This window comes from Pseudomonas sp. XWY-1 (assembly GCF_002953115.1).
GTDB lineage: Bacteria > Pseudomonadota > Gammaproteobacteria > Pseudomonadales > Pseudomonadaceae > Aquipseudomonas > Aquipseudomonas alloputida.
Genome location: NZ_CP026332.1, coordinates 5,865,483 through 5,883,620 on the forward strand (window position 1 = coordinate 5,865,483; position 18,138 = coordinate 5,883,620).

Annotated in this window: 12 protein-coding genes and 4 pseudogenes; 3 read left to right on the forward strand and 13 right to left on the reverse strand. The window is 59.8% G+C overall.

Going from position 1 to position 18,138, the window contains the following annotated elements; all coding sequences use genetic code 11:
* Positions 1–88 precede the first annotated feature (88 nt).
* Positions 89–616 carry a DUF3617 domain-containing protein gene (locus PRJ_RS27430; RefSeq protein WP_010955846.1) on the reverse strand — a complete coding sequence of 176 codons (528 nt, stop codon included), beginning with the start codon at positions 614–616 and terminating at the stop codon, positions 89–91.
* 132 nt (positions 617–748) lie between these two features.
* Here PRJ_RS27430 and cls point away from each other — a divergent pair, with 132 nt between their 5' ends.
* A complete protein-coding gene (cls, locus tag PRJ_RS27435; RefSeq protein ID WP_104962838.1) occupies positions 749–2,188 on the forward strand; it encodes a cardiolipin synthase in 1,440 nt (479 codons plus the stop codon).
* A gap of 83 nt (positions 2,189–2,271) precedes the next feature.
* Here the strand turns inward: cls and cfaB are convergent, their stop codons facing one another.
* Positions 2,272–3,456, reverse strand: a complete 1,185-nt coding sequence (gene cfaB / locus PRJ_RS27440; protein ID WP_070095373.1) for a C17 cyclopropane fatty acid synthase CfaB — start codon at positions 3,454–3,456, stop codon at positions 2,272–2,274.
* 207 nt (positions 3,457–3,663) lie between these two features.
* On the opposite strand from cfaB, the gene lpdA reads away from it, so the two are divergent.
* Complete coding sequence (gene lpdA / locus PRJ_RS27445) at positions 3,664–5,064, forward strand: dihydrolipoyl dehydrogenase (protein WP_003253243.1); 1,401 nt, start codon at positions 3,664–3,666, stop codon at positions 5,062–5,064.
* A 111-nt stretch (positions 5,065–5,175) separates the two neighbouring features.
* On the opposite strand, the pseudogene PRJ_RS27450 reads toward lpdA, so the two are convergent.
* From PRJ_RS27450 to PRJ_RS27485, 9 genes and pseudogenes are all read right to left on the reverse strand, one after another.
* Positions 5,176–5,376: pseudogene (locus tag PRJ_RS27450) on the reverse strand (transketolase family protein); the annotation flags it as partial.
* Positions 5,361–5,594, reverse strand: a pseudogene (locus PRJ_RS27455) (GABA permease); the annotation flags it as partial. The pseudogenes PRJ_RS27455 and PRJ_RS27450, both read right to left, overlap by 16 nt.
* Before the next feature lie 147 nt (positions 5,595–5,741).
* Positions 5,742–6,899, reverse strand: coding sequence for an MFS transporter (locus PRJ_RS27460; RefSeq protein ID WP_014861159.1), 1,158 nt, complete (start codon positions 6,897–6,899; stop codon positions 5,742–5,744).
* 30 nt (positions 6,900–6,929) lie between these two features.
* Positions 6,930–7,301 (reverse strand): ethanolamine utilization protein EutQ, encoded by a 372-nt coding sequence (locus PRJ_RS27465; RefSeq protein ID WP_003253236.1) that lies wholly within the window; start codon positions 7,299–7,301, stop codon positions 6,930–6,932.
* A complete protein-coding gene (locus PRJ_RS27470; RefSeq protein WP_104962839.1) occupies positions 7,298–8,626 on the reverse strand; it encodes an FAD-binding oxidoreductase in 1,329 nt (442 codons plus the stop codon). Before PRJ_RS27470 ends, PRJ_RS27465 begins: the two co-directional genes overlap by 4 nt.
* 9 nt (positions 8,627–8,635) lie before the next feature.
* Positions 8,636–9,871, reverse strand: coding sequence for an NAD(P)/FAD-dependent oxidoreductase (locus PRJ_RS27475; protein ID WP_223817420.1), 1,236 nt, complete (start codon positions 9,869–9,871; stop codon positions 8,636–8,638).
* Positions 9,860–10,021: pseudogene (locus PRJ_RS30480) on the reverse strand (rubredoxin); the annotation flags it as partial. The gene PRJ_RS27475 and the pseudogene PRJ_RS30480, both read right to left, overlap by 12 nt.
* Positions 10,022–10,033: 12 nt before the next feature.
* Positions 10,034–11,477, reverse strand: a pseudogene (locus PRJ_RS27480) (aldehyde dehydrogenase family protein).
* A 10-nt stretch (positions 11,478–11,487) separates the two neighbouring features.
* The gene (locus PRJ_RS27485; protein WP_003253228.1) at positions 11,488–12,678 is read right to left on the reverse strand and encodes an aromatic ring-hydroxylating dioxygenase subunit alpha; all 1,191 of its coding nucleotides are present in this window, start codon (positions 12,676–12,678) and stop codon (positions 11,488–11,490) included.
* A 398-nt stretch (positions 12,679–13,076) separates the two neighbouring features.
* Here PRJ_RS27485 and PRJ_RS27490 point away from each other — a divergent pair, with 398 nt between their 5' ends.
* Positions 13,077–14,780 (forward strand): BCCT family transporter, encoded by a 1,704-nt coding sequence (locus PRJ_RS27490; protein ID WP_047603746.1) that lies wholly within the window; start codon positions 13,077–13,079, stop codon positions 14,778–14,780.
* A gap of 66 nt (positions 14,781–14,846) precedes the next feature.
* Here the strand turns inward: PRJ_RS27490 and PRJ_RS27495 are convergent, their stop codons facing one another.
* Entirely contained in the window at positions 14,847–15,755 is a 909-nt protein-coding gene (locus tag PRJ_RS27495; protein WP_003253225.1) for a LysR substrate-binding domain-containing protein, read from the reverse strand.
* Positions 15,756–16,299: 544 nt separating this feature from the next.
* On the reverse strand, positions 16,300–18,135 hold the full coding sequence (gene glmS / locus PRJ_RS27500) for a glutamine--fructose-6-phosphate transaminase (isomerizing) (protein ID WP_020190289.1): 1,836 nt from the start codon (positions 18,133–18,135) through the stop codon (positions 16,300–16,302).
* Between the last annotated feature and the right edge of the window lie 3 nt (positions 18,136–18,138).

Here is an 18,138-nt window from a genome sequence, read left to right on the forward strand (position 1 = left end):
TCGAGGCAAGGATCGAAATGAAATGTTCCACGTGGAACTATCCGAGCCTGCATGCCCACGACGCGGTTGCCACTCACCAATGGGAATTTCAGCTGCGCGGTTTGACCGCCCCGCAGTCATTGCCTAACCACACCGCACGCGTGTTCATGCTGCCTTGCTGCTGCACACCCGAAGCGTTGAACGTGCCACTGACCTGGGTGGTGAATTCCCGATCACTGAGGAATGTAGCCTGGCCACTACCCTGTGCCTTCGGGCAGCTGAACTGGAATTTCCACACGTTACCGGTACGGTCGGTAATCTTCTGCGTGCAGCCCGATTTCGGGTCCTGCAGGGGAATGTCATTCGTTGCCACCTGTTCAGGCGTCAGGCACGAACGCACACCCTTACCACCTACACTGACCCCTTGTTTGGCCAACACCCCTTCCATCATTGCGCGTTGCTCTGGCGGCAGGTTCTTCAACTGACCGAGCATGAATTCCATGTCGGGTAGCGGCTTGCCATCGACCTGCATGTTGCTGGTGGTCAGCTCCCACAACCCCGGTTGCAGCATCTGGGCTTGTACCAGTGGACTGCTCATGCCTAGGGCCAACGCCAACAGTGGCAGACGAATCTTCATGGACGAACGCTCCTGGAAAAAAGCCGGTCAAACGGGCCGGACTGAGCCTTAGACGCCAAATCCGCCTGCGGGTTGCAGGCGGACCGGGAACGTGTTCTGTTAACTCAAGTGTACTCGGCAAGCAGGATGCATATGGATTACCACAGCCCCTACTTCTTTGGTTACCTACTCGGCCTGATCCATCTGCTGGGTATTGTCGCCGCACTGCATGCGCTGTTCACCGTGCGGACAGCCCAGGGCGCCATTGCTTGGGCGATGCCCTTGCTCTTCATCCCCTACCTCACCTTGATCCCCTACCTGATCTTCGGCGCCCGCTCGTTCTATGCCTACATCAAGGCTCGGCGCCAGGCCAACCAGGAAATGCACGTGGCCATGGCCAACCTCAACTGGCGGCCCTGGGTTGAAGAAGCCCTTACCGCCCGCGAGTCGGAAAGCTACACAGCCTTGCGCGCCATGCCCAAGCTGGGTCGCATGCCATGCCTGGCAAATAACCAGGTGAAATTGCTGATCAATGGCAAAGCCACCTTCGATGCCATCTTCGCAGCCATCGAAAAAGCACGCGATGTGGTATTGGTACAGTTCTTCATCATTCATGACGACACCCTCGGCAAGGCACTGCAGCAACTCTTGCTACGCAAAGCCGCCGAAGGCGTGCAGGTGTTCATGCTGTACGACCGTGTCGGTAGCCATGCCTTGCCGTCCAGCTACAGCCAGGTGCTGCGTGACGGCGGTGTGCAGATCCACGCATTCGCTACCCGTCGCGGCTGGTTCAACCGCTTCCAGGTGAACTTCCGCAACCATCGCAAGATTGTGGTGGTGGATGGCTTGCTCGGCTTCATCGGCGGCCACAATGTGGGAGACGAGTACCTGGGTGAACATCCACAGCTTTCCCCCTGGCGTGACACCCACGTACAGATCAGCGGGCCGGTACTGGCCTGCTTGCAAGAGTCGTTCGCCGAGGACTGGTACTGGGCCACGCGCCAGCTACCGCCGCTGATCCTGCCCGATACGTACCCGGATAACGGCGTGCTGTGTCAGGCCCTTGCCAGCGGCCCGGCAGACCCACAAGAAACCTGCTCGCTGTTCTTCCTTGAAGCGATTCATTCGGCCACCCGCAGGGTGTGGATCACCAGCCCCTACTTCATCCCTGACGAGGCCGTGTTCGCCGCCTTGCGGCTGGCGGTGCTACGGGGAGTCGATGTGCGGGTGCTGATCCCGTCACGGCCTGACCACCGCATCGTCTACGCCGCCTCCAGCCTGTTTGCCTTCGAAGCAGTGCGCGCGGGGGTACGTATGTTCCGTTACCAACCCGGGTTTCTGCATCAGAAGGTGGTGCTAGTGGATGATGACGTCAGCGCGATTGGGAGTGCCAACCTGGACAACCGATCATTCCGCCTGAACTTCGAGATTACCCTTCTGACAGTCGATCGCGGCTTCGCCGACCAGGTCGAGCACATGCTCCAGGAAGACTTCGAACAAGCGCGGGAAATTACTGCAGAAGACACCCAAGATACCCATCGACTGCAGCAATTGGGGATGCGGATTGCGCGGCTGATATCGCCGATTCTTTAGCGTGAACACGCCCGTTGAAAGCGGCCTTTTCGCGCTAAAGGCCGCTCCTGCACAGCCCTGTCAGGGCTGTGACACTTACGATTTCAGCGGTACAAGTCTTCCCGCGTCCAAGGCAGGTCATGATGCCCGTCGGCGTATGGCTTCACGGCCAATATCTGGTGCAGGTTGATCCAGCCCTTCTGAAAGGCGTAGGCACACCCGGCCAAGTACAAACGCCAGATCCGCAGGGTCTTCTCAGGCACCAGCGCTGCCGCCTTGTGCAATTGGTTCTCCAGGTTCTCGCTCCAGTGGTGCAAGGTTTTAGCGTAGTGCAGGCGCAGGCTCTCCACGTCCACCACCTCCAGCCCGGCTTCACAGATACTGGCGCTGATCATCGACAGGTGCGGCAGTTCGCCGTGGGGGAATACATAGCGATCGATGAACTCACCCGCCCCACGCCCGACCGGTCGGCCATCGACGTGCTTGGCAGTGATGCCGTGGTTCATCACCAGCCCACCTTCCCTCACCGCCCCGAACAGCTTCTGGCAGTACAGCGCCAGGTTGGCATGCCCGACATGCTCGAACATACCCACGCTGACAACCTTGTCGAAGCGACCATCCTGGGGTAGATCGCGGTAATCGAGAATCTGCAGGTCGACCTTGTCGGCAAGCCCTTCCGTTTGCACACGCTTGCGGCCGAGCTTCAATTGCTCCTTGCTCAGGGTAATACCGAACACCTTGGCGCCATATTCACGGGCAGCGAACCGCGCCAGCCCGCCCCAGCCACAGCCAACATCGAGCAGGTAGTCACCGGCATCCAGACGCAGCTTGCGGCACAGGTGGTCAAACTTGTCCTGCTGCGCCTGGTCGAGCGTATTGTCCGGCTCACGGAAGTAGGCGCAAGAATAGGCCATGTCCTGGTCCAGCCAAAGCTGGTAGAACGCGTTGGACACGTCATAGTGGTAGGAGATGGCTTTGGCGTCGGTGCTCTTGTCATGAGACAAACGGGGCGGCGGCGTTTCATCCTCATCCGCCAGCAGCGCTTCGCTCAGCTCGTCGCACACGCGGATAGCCTCACCGATATCGCCTTCCAGCTCCAGCTTGCCTTCGACGAATGCGGTGCCCAGTTGGTCCATGCTTGGGTGGGTCAACTGGCTGATCAGCTGCGGTTCCTTCACCAGAATGGTGACCTGAGGACTAGGCCCAAGATCAATCTGGTTACCGTCCCACAGCTTCAGCCTCAGCGGCAGATGCAAGCTCTGCAATGCAGGTGGAAGTTGAGCAAGCATGAAACACCCCTCCTGTCCGTAATTAGCCACGACGCCTAATATTTCGAACGTCGCCGGATCAGAGTAGTTCATCTGTGGGATGTTTCCTCTAAACAAGACCATGGTCTAGAACCAACTGATCTTATCCATACAGCAGATTGTATACAATCTCTGCATCTCAGCTTAACCTTGTGCCCTCTCGCGCTTCTACATCCTGGAGTTGAACCCATGAAATCCTATGACGTGGTGATCATCGGCGGTGGCCCTGGTGGCTATAACGCAGCCATCCGCGCTGGCCAGTTGGGCCTGAGCGTTGCCTGCGTGGAAGGCCGCTCGACCTTGGGCGGTACCTGCCTGAACGTCGGCTGCATGCCATCCAAGGCACTGCTGCATGCTTCGGAGCTTTACGAAGCTGCCAGCGGTGACGAGTTCGCCCACCTCGGTATCGAAGTAAAGCCCACCCTCAACCTCGCCCAGATGATGAAACAGAAGGATGAGAGCGTGACAGGCCTGACCAAGGGCATCGAATACCTGTTTCGCAAGAACAAGGTCGAGTGGATCAAAGGCTGGGGCCGCCTGGATGGCATCGGCAAGGTCGTGGTCAAGGCCGAAGACGGTAGCGAAACCGCGTTGCAGGCCAAGGACATCGTCATTGCCACCGGCTCTGAGCCCACCCCTCTGCCAGGTGTGACCGTCGACAACCAGCGCATCATCGACTCGACCGGCGCGCTGTCGCTGCCGCAAGTGCCCAAGCACCTGGTCGTCATCGGTGCTGGCGTGATCGGTCTTGAGCTGGGTTCGGTCTGGCGCCGCCTGGGTAGCCAGGTCACTGTCATCGAATACCTGGACCGCATCTGCCCCGGCACCGACACGGAAACGGCCAAGGCCCTGCAGAAGGCGCTCGCCAAGCAAGGCATGGTGTTCAAGCTGGGCAGTAAAGTGACTCAGGCTACCGCAGGTGCCGATGGCGTCAGCCTGACGCTGGAGCCTGCCGCCGGTGGTACCGCAGAATCGCTGCAAGCCGATTACGTGCTGGTGGCTATCGGCCGCCGCCCTTATACCAAAGGGCTGAACCTGGAAAGCGTGGGCCTGGAAGCCGACAAGCGCGGCATGCTCGGCAACGAGCACCACCGTACCTCAGTGCCGGGTGTCTGGGTGATTGGCGACGTCACTTCGGGCCCGATGCTGGCGCACAAGGCCGAAGACGAAGCGGTGGCCTGTATCGAACGCATCGCCGGCAAGCCCCACGAGGTCAACTACAACCTCATCCCTGGGGTGATCTATACCCGCCCGGAGATGGCCACTGTGGGCAAGACTGAAGAGCAGCTCAAGGCCGAAGGGCGTGCCTACAAGGTTGGCAAGTTCCCCTTCACCGCCAACAGCCGTGCCAAGATCAACCACGAGACCGAAGGCTTCGCCAAGGTCATCGCCGATGCCGAAACCGATGAAGTACTGGGTGTGCACCTGGTGGGCCCAAGCGTCAGCGAGATGATTGGTGAGTTCTGCGTGGCTATGGAGTTCTCGGCCTCGGCAGAAGATATCGCCCTCACCTGCCACCCTCACCCGACGCGCTCCGAGGCCCTGCGCCAGGCGGCGATGAATGTGGATGGCATGGCCATGCAAATCTGACGAGCCCCATTCGCTGCGTCAGGCCATGCCCTTGCCTTCGGCATTCGCTTTGCGGGCATACAGGGATAGAGCCGCCTTTAATTCCGGCCGGCTCTATCTTCAGGTATCACGTCACAGCCAAGCCTTGATCTGCGCGCTCACTGCATCGGTGGAGATACCGTAGCGGTCATGCAGCGTTGGCAGGGCGCCGGCATCGAGGAAGGCATCGGGCAAAGCGATCTGGCGGAATGTCGGCGTTACCCCGTTGCGCAGCAGCAGGCCCGCCACCGCTTCGCCCAGGCCGCCGATGATCGAATGGTTTTCGGCGGTGACACTGCCATCTCGCCAAGCATTCGCATTACCAGCACCACCAGAGCGCCAGCAAGCGCATAGGCAATGATTGCTGCCGGACCTGCCGCAGCGATCGCCTGTTCGGACCCTACGAACAAATCCGCGCCGATCACACCGGCAATCGACAACATGGTCACATGTCGAGGCTTGAATCCCTGAGCCAACTGATCGCTGGCTTTCCCAGACGTCGTCATAGTCATTATGGTCCCTGCTTTTGCTCTTGTTATGGGTAGGGTGCAGTGCCAGGGGCACTTCACCGCTTAACCATAGAGAGCGAAAACAGGGCTCAATTAACTGGTTCGGACATCAAATGGAGTGAGGCGGACATATCCCTGGGCTCCGACGTTTCATGACAACCTTGCCAATGACACATCAACGCCGGATTTATTCCTTATAAAGCAAACAACCATAGCCGTTACACCAATGCCGAACAGATACAGTGCTTGTGGACCGGCATGCTCCATCATCGCCCCTGCAACCAGCGGGCCGATGGTCGCGCCGATACCAAAGGTCATCAGCAGCACTCCGGCCAGCGATACACGCAGTTCCGGCTCTAGGTTGTCATTGGCATGGGCAACGCCCAGCGGATACAAACAGAACTGCAAGAAGCCGATGGCAGCCCCGGCCAACATGATCCACAGCTGCCCTGATGCCAGCCCGAAGGCCAGCGGCAAATAGGCTATGCACAGCAATGCAGCGGTAGCGCGGATCAAGGTGATGCGGGAAATATGATCCGACAGTTTACCCAGCGGTAGTTGTGCTAGAAGCCCGGCGGCAATGCTGACAGCCATGAACTGCCCGACCTGCGCCGGACTAAAGCCCAGTTGCGCAGCAAAGATCGGCGTCAGCCCATACAGGCAACCGTTCAGCAATCCCGAGGCAAGAATCGTGAACAACGATTGAGGAAGTCTACGCAGGTACAGCAAGGGTTTGATCCGGGCCTGGTTGATGTTGCTCGGCTGGGTACCGTTGTGCAGAGCCACGGGGATCAAACCAATGGCAAAAGCCATGGCCACGCCCGTCAACGCCAAGGTGTGCAGCCCATCTCCCAGACTGAGCATCAATTGCCCTAGCATCATGCCGACATAGCTGGCCACCATGTACAGCGACATGGCGCCGCCTCGCCGGCTGACCGGTGCGCAGTCGTTGAGCCAGCTCTCGATGACCATCAATTGGCCCATCATTGCAGCACCAACGACAAATCGCAGGGCAAGCCACAGCAGTAAGCCATCACTGAGCTGGTGCGAGAGCACCGCAGTGACAATCACCCCGGCGCTCACCACAAAGGCCCGAGCATGGCCGACCAGGCCAATCAGCCAATAACCGGAGCGGGCTCCCAACACCATGCCCAGCGCGTTGGCGGCCATAAGCGCACCACCCCATACCTGCGCCACACCGGAAGCATTCAGGCGCAGGGCCAGGTAGGTCATCAGCAGGCTGGAACCCAGCTGCATCAACAAGGCAGCGACATAAATCGTGCCGAACCGTTTGGATAATGCGAACAATTGGATTCCCCAGACCAGGGTGGTCGGTAGTCAGGCAAGGCCGTGGCGCTGTTTCCAATCACCCGGGTACACCACATAACCGAACAGCGCGTGGCCTGCGTACACCAGCTCCGTGCCTTCGGGAATCCACAGCACCTGACCTGGCGACACGCGGTACACCTCGCCGTTGGCCTGGAGTTCAAAACAGCCCTCAATGACAAAAATCACTTCGTCATAGAGCACCGTCCAGGCCACTTCAGCACCTTCCCAGCGGGCAAAGCCGATACCCAGGTTGGGCGACACCTCATTACTGACAGCACGCGCTACCGAGGCGCCGCCAGGCGGCCCGCCCCGGTGGACAAAGTCCAGGTTCCGGTGGTCGACTAGACGCACCGGGCCTTTTCCGCTGAGTGTGCGGGTCATACTTCGCTCCTACTGTTGAACGCGGCCCAGCGGATCCGGGCCCGCACCCCCATACCCAAGAACGGCTCAGGCGGGTTACGGGAGGGCAGGCCAGTCACTGCGCGGATGTCACTCAATTGCTGGGAGTCCGCCCCCACCGCCATGTCTGCCAGGAGCGTTCCGGAAATGGTGCCCCAGGCCGCGCCCACGCCGTTGTCGCAGGCGGTGGCGTAAACACCCTGATCGAGTTGGCCGAAATAGTTGGTAAAGTTGCGTGAGATCGCATAGACCCCACCCCAGGTATGGGTAAACGGCACTTGGGCCAGTTGCGGATAGCGCGCCTCGAAGGCCTTGCGATGGTCATCGCGAATCTTGTTGCGGGTAGCATCGGTTACGCTGCGACCGTAGCGAGGGACATGCTTGTAGGTATTGCGGATGATCAGGCGCCGGTCCTGGGTCATTCGTACCGTGGTACCGGCGTGGTCGGCAGGGGTGAGGCCCCAGTCGGCCTGGGCACCAACCGTCGCCATCTCGACGTCGCTCAGTGGTCGCGTCCAACTGGCGAAGGTCATCACCGGCAGGAGTCGGTTGCGCAAGTAGCCGAACTCCTGGGTGAAGATGCTCGTGCCCAGCAATACCTGCGGGCTCCGGATCAGCCCGTTGTCGCCCCGCACCAGCCACGTGCCGCAGGGCTCTTTCTGGAGTGTGCGGATTGGCGACTCTTCAAGCACTTCGACGTTGCCGGGAAGCGAATTACCCAGGCCACGTACCAGGGCAGCAGGCTGCATCAGGTAGCAACCGGGGGTGTAGATGGCGCGGCTGTAGTAGCGGCTACCGAGTACACCGGCTAGTTCGTCACGCCCGACCACGCGATAGGGCTCACCCAGGTCGGCCATCAGTTTTTCAAAGTGATCCAGATAACCCTGGCCACGTTCTCCCACCGCGCCCTGGTATTTTCCCGCATGGGACCACTGGCATTCGATGCCGTGACGGCCGATCAATGTTTGCAGTTGATCGATGGCTGAGCGGTTTAGGCCCAAGAGCCGTTGTTTATGCTGAGGATCGGGATGTTCGAGGGCGAATTTGTGCGGCAGGTCGATGACGAAACCCGAGTTGCGCCCGGAGGCGCCGTAGGCGATTCGCTGGGCATCTACCAAAACAATGCGCGACTGCGGCAGGTGCTCGGCCAGGCGCCGTGCGGCGGCAAGCCCAGCAAAGCCAGCACCGATCACCACATAATCGGCGTTATGTTCGCCACTTAGGCGCTTGCTCGGCGCCTGTTCAGGCAGCGCGGCATACCAGCCGCAATTGCGGTCATCGTGAGGCAGATTGACGATACTGTTCATGGTTCAGCCTCAGGCCACATTTTGTTGGGTGTCCTGGCAGTTTTGCAGCCAGGTATTTCGTTGCATTTGTGCCTGACGGCCGAGCAGCACGAACCCGCGCAGGGCACCTGCGTGGTCATGAAACGCAGCGCTCAATCCATCGCTGGTCGCATCGCAGCGCCATTGGCCCTCGCAACCACCGGGAGGTGTCAGCAGGCACAGAGGGGCGACCGGGGTTTTCACCGTCACGGGCGCCAATGGGTAGTGGGCGGCGGTCGGTTGGCCCAGCAAGGTCTTGGCGAGGGCACGAATGCCTTCGTTGATCGGCGCGAGGTAAGGCAGCAACTGGCCGTTGATCTCGACGCAATCGCCCAAGGCATAGATGCCCGGTTGTGAGGTCTGTAGTTGTGCGTCGACCTTGATCCCGCGGCCACAGTCCAGGCCGGCTTCCAGCGCCAGCTCAAGGTTGGGGCGCAAGCCCACTGCACTGAGCACCAGGTCTGCACCGACGACCTGACCGTCGGCAAGGGTCAGTCGGTAGCCTTCGCCGTCCGGCTCGATGCACTGCAAGGTGGTACGCAGGCTCCATTGCACCCCCAACCCCGATAGCGCTTGCTGCAAGTGCTGGCCTGCCGCCTCGGGCAGCAGGCGTTCCATGGGCCAGGCACCCAGGCCGATTACCCGAACCTGATAGCCATTGCTCGCAAGGTCGTTGGCAAACTCGCAGCCGATCAAACCGTCGCCCAGAATGGCCACTCTGCGCACGCCATCAAGGCGTTGGCGGAACGCCTGGTAATCCTGCAGGTTGTTGACACTGAGCAGTGCCTCGGCGCGGCCCTCGATAGGCAACCGCACGGGAGAAGCACCACTGGCTAGCACCAGTTGGCCGTAGTCCATTTCGCCGAGGCTGGTGTACAAGCGCTGCGCCTGGGCATCGATGCGTTCGACTTTGCAGCCGGTATAGATACGAATGCCAAGCCTCTGTTCGATCGCCAGCGGCGTTTCGGTGGCCAGGGCTGCGGCGGTGCGCCCCTGAGCCAGGGCGATGGATAGCGCGGGCTTGGAATAAAGATGGCCCGACTCCTGGGTCAGTACGCGAATCTCCAACTGCGGGGCGGCCTTGCGCAGGGCCTGTGCCAGGCCGTAGCCGGCATGGCCGCTACCGATGATGACCACCGGTTGGGCGGGACGAGCGGTAACCAGTGGTTGCGCCTGGATAACCGGCGCGGTAGCCACTGCTGCGATCGGGGTGCTGAGTTCGATCATTTCAAAGTCGGCTTTGCCGACCTTGCACTCAGGGCATAGCCAGTCTTCGGGCACGTCCTCCCAGCGGGTACCGGGGGCAATGCCGTCGTCGGGCCAACCTTTGGCTTCGTCGTAGATCAGACCACAGATGATGCAGAGCCAGGTTTTCATCATGCTGCCTCCTCACTCGCCCTTGATACGCACGGCCAGGTTCTTGGTCCTGACGTAGCTGTAGAGCGCCTCCTGGCCTTTTTCCCGTCCGAAGCCCGAGAGCCCGACGCCGCCGAACGGCGTTTCGATGCCACCGGCATACCATTCGTTGACGAACACCTGGCCGGTGCACAGTCGCCGGGCACAGCGCAGGGCGCGATTGAGGTCCTGGGTGAATACGCCGGCCACCAGACCGAACACGGTGCCGTTGGCAATGGCGAGGGCCTCCTCTTCGCTGTCGAAGGGAATTACTGCCAGCACAGGGCCGAAGACTTCAGTCTGGGCTATCTCCATCTGCGCAGTCACATCGCGCAATACGGTTGGCGCCATGTAATGCCCGCTCAGGCCGCTGATGGCCTCGCCGCCGGTTGCGACCACCGCGCCTTGCTGCTGGGCACGTCGGCACAAGGCCTCGATGCCTTCGAGCTGAGCAGCAGAAATCACGGGTGTGTGGTCAGGGTTGTCCTGGCCCAGGCCCACGGTCAGCCCCTCGGCCATCGCTACCACGTCAGCTACAACCTCGTCGTAGATAGAGCGATGTACCAGCAAGCGCGACATGGCAGAGCACACCTGGCCGGCATTGAAGAAGATGCCGCTTTTAACGCTACTGATCAGTTGCTCACGATCGGCATCCGGGAACACTAGGGCCGCCGACTTCCCGCCCAGCTCCATGACGCTGGGAATCGCGTGTTCGGCGGCACTGCGCAAAATGCTCTGGCCGGTGCCGACGGAACCTGTGAAGACACTGGTCGACATCGCGATGGCCGGCCAGGTAGGCACCCACTTCACGACCACGGCCGCAGATCAGATTGACGGCCCCCTGTGGCAGGCCGGCACGCTCGATGGCCTGCATCAGCACGCACAGGCCCAGTGGCGACAGTTCCGGCGACTTGATCACTACCGCGTTGCCGGCCGCCAAGGCAGGGGCCAGGGAGCGGGCGCAGATGGATACCGGGAAATTCCACGGCACGATCTGCAGCGACACGCCCAAGGGGTCGTAGACGGTGAAATCTATGTAGCCGTCGCCCAGCGGAATCGACTTCCCTTCGATCTTGTCGGCCATGCCGGCGTAGTATTCGAAGTAGCGTGCGGCCTCGATGAATTCGTCACGGGCATCACGCAGGCTCTTGCCGTTTTCCTGGCAAAGCACCCACGCCCCTTCGTCGGTGATCGCACGAATCTGCGCGGCAACCTCAAGCAACCAGGTCACCCGCTGCGCAGGACGCACACGGTTCAGAGCGTTGCTGTCAGCACAGCGCCGAGCCGCCTGCAGGGCGCATTCGGCGTCGGCCACACTGGCTTGGGCGATGGTCGCCACAAGGTCCGTGGTGCCAGGGTTGTGGATGCTCAGGTACTGCTCACTGTCGGTCCACTGGCCGTCGATGAAGTTCAGCCAGTGCGGAGCTATCGGATGCATGATGATCACCTCAGGCGCGTTGAGCACAGTCAAGCAACTGGCGGGCAGCCCACTTGTGGAAGTAGTGAGTCGGCAGATCCATTTCCGGCGAGAACGCACCGCCGCTGTAACCAGGCGAGGAGCGGCCCTTCTGCATGCCTTCGACCGAGGCGATGTCTTCGGCGAACACTACGCGCCAGGATTCCATTACCGCTTTGCGCGAGGCGTCGTAACGGCTGTCGAGCGCTTCGTCACCCACGTAGAACAGGCGCAGGTGCTCGATGGTTTTACCCGGCGCCACAGGCTCGAGCATCATGGCGAACGCATGGTCGGCCTGGATGCCCAGCAGCACATTGGGGAAGAACGCCACGTACTCAGCAGTGCGCAGGCGGTCCTGTGGCCAGGATGGGAAGATCGGCAAATGGGTACCGGCAACGGCCGAGAGGTTGTAGGCGTGGCTGCCTTGGCCAGCGAATTCCTCGAACATGATGTTGTAGTGGTCTTCCAGGCGCGAGTAGCTGTTCAGGCTCGGGTGCACCCACGGCAGGTGATAGGCCTCACAGTAGTTCTCGACTGCTAGCTTCCAGTTGCAGTTGACCTCGATGCTCATAGCACCACCGTTCGCTTCACGACGCAGCAGACTCATGCCGTCATTGCCCAGGAACTGAGTCCAGCGTTCGGTCAACGGCTGCAGTTGCTCTTCAAGCGCCGGTGCCTCGCCAGACAGGTTGATGAACACCATGTCCATCCAGATCGTGGTGCGCAGCGCCTTCAGGCCGTGTTTCTCGCATGCGAAACGTTCGTCTTTGTGCTGGTTGATCCCGCCAATGTGCGGAGTGCCTTTGAGACCTCCGTTCAGGTCGTAGGTCCAGGAGTGGTAGGGGCAGCGGATCACACCCTGCACTTCACCCGCCTGTTGAACCAGTTTCACGCCGCGGTGGCTGCAGACGTTGTGAAACACCTGCACCAGGCCTTCACGGTTGCGCATCATCAGCAGCGGCAGGCCCATGAAATCGACCGGCTTGACGTAGCTGTTGGTCGGCAAGTCGCTGGCAAAACCTATACAAGCCCAGTTACGCCCCAGCACTTCGTCGCGCTCGAGTTCGAAATAGCGCTGGTCGGTGTAGAACTCGTTGGTCAGGCCATGAGCTTCATGGATAGGCGCCAGAACGGTTTCCAAGACGTGGACGGGAATAAGGCGGGAGTCAGTCGATACGGTCATTTTTTGTTTTCTCTTGTTAGATGCACGGCAGGCAATGCCTTGATGCCTGGTGCCAGTTTCAGCAAGAGAAGAAGGGCGCGACAAACGATTTATTTCAACGCTATTTATCAGTTTTTATCATTAATGATTTATTCGTCGATGACGGTAGTGGTAGATAATCATTGATGAACTGCCAGGCTCTGGACTTTTCATATTAATGACTTTTGGTAATCAATTAATGACTAGAAATGGTTTGTCGAAGAGCGGGTAATTCTCCCATTTTGATAGGGCCCGAGAGAGCGTACCGCGCCTTGGGCCTGCGGGAAGACCGCCGCCAGGGATCCGGCACCTGCCTGTGGCAGCGGCTCTACCCAAACCGTGACATCAAACCCTTGAACAAAAACAATAGGGGATAACCAATGCGTGCCGAATCTGGCCTGCTCAAAGGCCTCAATCCCACCGTGACGATCTGGTCGTTACTGGCCGTAGTAGCCTTTGTGCTGTTTTGCGCCCTGTTTGCCGAACATGCAGCAGCGGTTTTTCAACGTGCATCCGACTTCATCCTGCAGAATTTCAAATGGTTCTACCTGATTTCCGTCACGGGTGTGCTGGGGCTACTGATCTATCTGATGTGCAGCAAGTTTGGGTCTATGAAGCTTGGGCGAGACGACGACAAACCCGAGTTCAGCTTCGGCTCCTGGATCGCCATGTTGTTCAGTGGCGGCATGGGCATCGGACTGATCTTCTGGTCGGTTGCCGAACCCATGTGGCATTACGCGGGCAACCCGTTCGCCACCGGCCTCACCGACGAAGCCGCCACCACAGCTATGCGAATTACCCTATTCCACTGGGGCCTACATCCCTGGGCTATTTTCACCATCGTTGGCCTGGGCCTTGCTTACTTTGCCTATCGCAAGGGCTTGCCGCTGAGCATGCGCTCGATCCTTTACCCGCTGATTGGTGAGCGCATCTATGGGCCCATCGGACATGTGGTGGACATCCTTGCCGTGGTGATTACCGCGTTCGGTGTATCCCAGTCGCTGGGCCTGGGCGTGGTGCAAATGAACACCGGGCTGAGCCAGGTGTTTGACCTGCCCATCAGCCTGGGGGTGCAGATCACCCTGATCGTGCTCATTACCCTGGTTACTACCGTATCGGTGATGGCCGGCGTGTCGCGTGGCATGAAGCGCCTTTCGGAATGGAATATGCTGTTGTCGGTGGTGCTGGTGGTGTTGATCCTGCTGCTGGGGCCAACCCGCTACATCATCAACCTGATGTTGGAGAGCACCGGCGACTACGCCAGCCATGTAGTGGGTCTGAGCTTTTGGAGCGATACCCAGAAGGACAGCGGCTGGCAGAACTGGTGGACGGCGTTCTACTGGCCGTGGTGGATGACCTGGGGCCCGTTTGTCGGTCTGTTCATTGCGCGAATTTCCAAAGGCCGCAGCATCCGTGAACTGATCGCCGGCGCGCTGTTGGTACCCACCCTGGTGACGATCATCTGGATGTCGGTGTTCGGTGGTACCGCGCTCAAGGCTGAGCAGCTCGATCGTCAGCAGCACGCAGAACTGGTTGCCAGTGGTGAGCTGCAGGGCGACAAGGCCAAGTTCGATGGTGGCACGGTATTGCTGGCGACCAAGCAGGAAACCACCGCTGCCATGTTCACCCTGCTGCACAAGATCGACGCCGGTACGTTGGGCAAGGTGCTGAGCGTGCTGGTCTGTATCCTGCTGGCGACGTACTTCATCACCTCGGCCGACTCCGGCACCCAGGTGCTGTGTACGTTGAACTCCATGGGCAGCGCCAACCCGCCGCAGAGTATCCGCCTGCTCTGGTGCATCCTGGAAGGTGCTATAGCCATGGCTCTGCTGATGGCGGGGGGGCTCAAGGCGATCCAGATGGCGAGCATTGCGGCGGGATTGCCGATTGCGGGGTTCATCCTGCTGATTAGTTACACCCTGATGCGCAGCTTGCGCCAGGAGATGGCTGACGGCCTGCTTGATACGCCGCCGGGTGGGCGCCTGCCTATACCTGGGATTCACCCGCAAGGCATCACGCCGGTGGCTGGGCCCTTGGCCTGCGAGGGGCTTGATATGGGGCTGACAGCGAAGAAAGCCAGCTAACCTAAAGCCACCCTGGAAGACACAAGACCGACAGCCATCAGCTGTCGGTCTTGTGTTTTGGGCAGGCTATTTCTGCACCGAAGGCAGGGCCATCAACCAGTCCCGGAACAGCCGCACGCTTTCACGAGGACCACGCTCGGTGGACGACTCCAGCAGGCAGAACTTGGCGTCGGTCTGGAGTACCACATCGTTGGGCTTGACCAGCGCACCGGTGCTCAACGCATCGTCCACCAGGTTGCCCCAGGCCAGGGCCACGCCCTGGCCACTGATCGCCGACTGGATCAGCATACCGTAGCTGTTGATATTGACGCGATGCTTGGGGGTCATGGGCTCGTATCCCAGGCGCTTGAACCATTCGGGCCAACCTACCCAGTCGCGCTGGGAGTCTTCAAGCCAGAGCCAGGTACACGACGACAACCCTTCGATGCTGCTCAGTTGCGGATGCCTGGCCAGATAGGTCGGGCTGCACACCAGGAAGATTTCTTCCGAGAACAGCGGCGTGACAGCCATGTCCTTGGGCGGTGGGTTGCAGTAGTAAAGCGCCAGGTCGCTGTCGAGCCTGGCGTAATCCTTCACATGATCGTGGGCGATGATCCGCAGGTCGATGTTTTCATGGGCACTCTGGAATTCCGACACCTTGGGCAGTAACCACAGCGACGCCATGGCGGTACTGGTGGCAACGGTGACTTGTTGGTTGCCTTGCCACTGGCGTATATCGCCGGTGGCGCGGGCCAGGTGAAGCATGCATTCACGCACCGTTTCGTAATACTGCGCGCCGGTGGGGGTCAGGGACATGCTGCGGGTGGTACGGGTGAATAGTGCCTTGCCCAGGTAGTCCTCAAGAAGGCGAACCTGACGGCTAATTGCACCCTGGGTAACATTCAATTCCTTGGCGGCAAGGGTAAAGCTCAAGTGGCGTGCCGCAGACTCAAACGCATGAAGACTGTTGAGCGGCGGAAGAGGCTGGATTTTCACAGGCAGGGGTTCCACTCATTTTTATTATCATCCGCTCACTGGAGTGGCGGTTTCCTCCCTAACGCATTCAGGGCAGAACGAAGCAACCGGTTTACTATACTGCACATTTGCAGAAAGATATTCGTTCCCTGAATAGGCAATATCCCAATCACTTTTAATGACATTGAACGCGGCGTGCATTGTGTGACAGTGAACAAGCCGATTGAAGCCATAGCACCCTGGTCACCCGAATTCAGCAGCGAGCATGCGGAACTCGGAGCTCTTGATCACATGGCTTGGGGCCAGGATTTCGAAGGTTGCTGCCTTGGGATCAACCCAGGAGAGCAGCAAATTCCTTCTCATGTAATGACAGAAAAGGTTCATAAGTCTGAATTGGAAGGGGCATAAGCGAACGCCAGACCAAGGGGGAGACGGGACGCGAGGGAGACGGTTGAAACCGTCCGATGAAGGGAAACGAGCGCTTCCCCTCTACCGGCGACAGTTTTAATTGTTCGACGACTGTTTTAATTCAACGAAACCAAGTTGATCAACACCTGACTACCCGTTACTCGACAGTCACCGACTTGGCCAAATTACGCGGCTGGTCAACGTCGGTCCCCTTTAGCACGGCCACGTAATAAGACAGCAACTGCAGCGGGATGGTGTACAGGATTGGCGCCAGGGCATCGGCAATGTGCGGCACCTTGATCACGTGGGTGCCTTCACCATTGGTCATGCCAGCGTGCTCGTCGGCGAACACGACCAGCTCGCCACCACGGGCACGCACTTCCTGCAGGTTGGACTTCAGCTTCTCCAGCAGTTCGTTGTTTGGTGCAACGGTAACCACCGGCATGTCGTTGTCCACCAGAGCCAGCGGGCCGTGCTTCAGCTCGCCTGCTGGGTAAGCTTCGGCGTGGATGTAGGAAATTTCTTTAAGCTTGAGAGCACCTTCCATCGCCACCGGGTACTGCGCGCCGCGGCCGAGGAACAGGGTATGGTGCTTGTCGGCGAACAGCTCGGCAATTTTCTCGACGGTGGCATCCATGGCCAGGGCTTCGCCCAGGCGGGTTGGCAGTCGACGCAGCTCTTCAACCAGCTCAGCTTCGACACCGGCTTCCAGCGTACCGCGCACCTGACCAAGGGCCAGGGTCAGCAGCATCAGCGAAACCAGCTGGGTGGTGAATGCTTTGGTCGAAGCCACGCCGATTTCAGGGCCGGCCAAGGTCAGCAGGGTCAAGTCCGACTCGCGTACCAGCGAGCTGATACCCACGTTGCAGATCGCCAGGCTGCCGAGGAAACCCAACTCCTTGGCGTTTCGCAGTGCGGCCAAGGTATCGGCGGTTTCGCCGGACTGCGAGATGGAGACGAACAGAGTGTCCGGCTGCACCACCACCTTGCGGTAACGGAACTCGCTGGCCACTTCTACCTGGCAAGGGATGCCGGCCAGGCTTTCCAGCCAGTAACGCGCAACCATACCGGCGTGGTAGCTGGTGCCACAGGCAACGATCTGCACGTTGCGCACCTTGGCAAACAGGTCGGCAGCTTGCGGGCCAAAGGCTTGGACCAGCACGTTGTCCTTGCCCAGGCGGCCTTCAAGCGTGCGCTGAACAACGCTTGGCTGCTCGTGAATTTCCTTGAGCATGAAGTGGCGGTAAGCGCCCTTGTCGGCAGCCTCGGCACCTTCGTGATATTGCACGGTTTCGCGCTGGACCTTGTTGCCCTGCTGGTCCCAGATAGAGACCTGATCACGGCGGATTTCAGCGATGTCGCCTTCTTCCAGGTACATGAAGCGGTCAGTAACCTGACGCAGCGCCAGCTGGTCGGAAGCCAGGAAGTTCTCGCCAAGGCCCAGGCCGATAACCAGCGGGCTACCACTGCGCGCGGCCACCAGGCGGTCCGGCTGCTTGGCACTGATCAGCGCCAGGCCGTAAGCGCCGTGCAGGCGCTTCACCGCCGCCTTAAGGGCGTCGGTCAGGTCTGGAATGCTCTTCAGGGTGTGGTGGATCAGGTGGACGATGACTTCGGTATCGGTCTGCGAATTGAAGACATAGCCCAGCCCCTTCAGCTCTTCGCGCAGTTCCTCGTGGTTCTCGATGATGCCGTTGTGCACCACGGCCACATCATTGCCCGAGAAGTGCGGGTGGGCGTTGCCTTCAGTCGGCGCGCCGTGAGTAGCCCAGCGGGTGTGGGCAATACCCAGCTGGCCAGCCAATGGGTCATCAGCAACAGCAACCTCCAGCTCGCTGACCTTGCCGATGCGCCGGCGGCGCTGCAGTTCACCGTTCTGGGTGAGTACAGCCAAACCGGCGCTGTCGTAACCGCGGTATTCAAGACGCTTGAGGCCTTCGATCAGGATGGCTGTGATATTACGCTCGGCGACAGCACCAACGATTCCACACATGTT

Excerpts from the sequence above, each read along its gene's own strand:
- PRJ_RS27430 (WP_010955846.1), bottom strand. The coding sequence starts at position 616 with ATGAAGATTCGTCTGCCACTGTTGGCGTTGGCCCTAGGCATGAGCAGT.
- cls (WP_104962838.1), top strand. The coding sequence starts at position 749 with ATGGATTACCACAGCCCCTACTTCTTTGGTTACCTACTCGGCCTGATC.
- cfaB (WP_070095373.1), bottom strand. The coding sequence starts at position 3,456 with ATGCTTGCTCAACTTCCACCTGCATTGCAGAGCTTGCATCTGCCGCTG.
- lpdA (WP_003253243.1), top strand. The coding sequence starts at position 3,664 with ATGAAATCCTATGACGTGGTGATCATCGGCGGTGGCCCTGGTGGCTAT.
- PRJ_RS27465 (WP_003253236.1), bottom strand. The coding sequence starts at position 7,301 with ATGACCCGCACACTCAGCGGAAAAGGCCCGGTGCGTCTAGTCGACCAC.
- PRJ_RS27470 (WP_104962839.1), bottom strand. The coding sequence starts at position 8,626 with ATGAACAGTATCGTCAATCTGCCTCACGATGACCGCAATTGCGGCTGG.
- PRJ_RS27475 (WP_223817420.1), bottom strand. The coding sequence starts at position 9,871 with ATGATCGAACTCAGCACCCCGATCGCAGCAGTGGCTACCGCGCCGGTT.
- PRJ_RS27485 (WP_003253228.1), bottom strand. The coding sequence starts at position 12,678 with ATGACCGTATCGACTGACTCCCGCCTTATTCCCGTCCACGTCTTGGAA.
- PRJ_RS27490 (WP_047603746.1), top strand. The coding sequence starts at position 13,077 with ATGCGTGCCGAATCTGGCCTGCTCAAAGGCCTCAATCCCACCGTGACG.
- glmS (WP_020190289.1), bottom strand. The coding sequence starts at position 18,135 with ATGTGTGGAATCGTTGGTGCTGTCGCCGAGCGTAATATCACAGCCATC.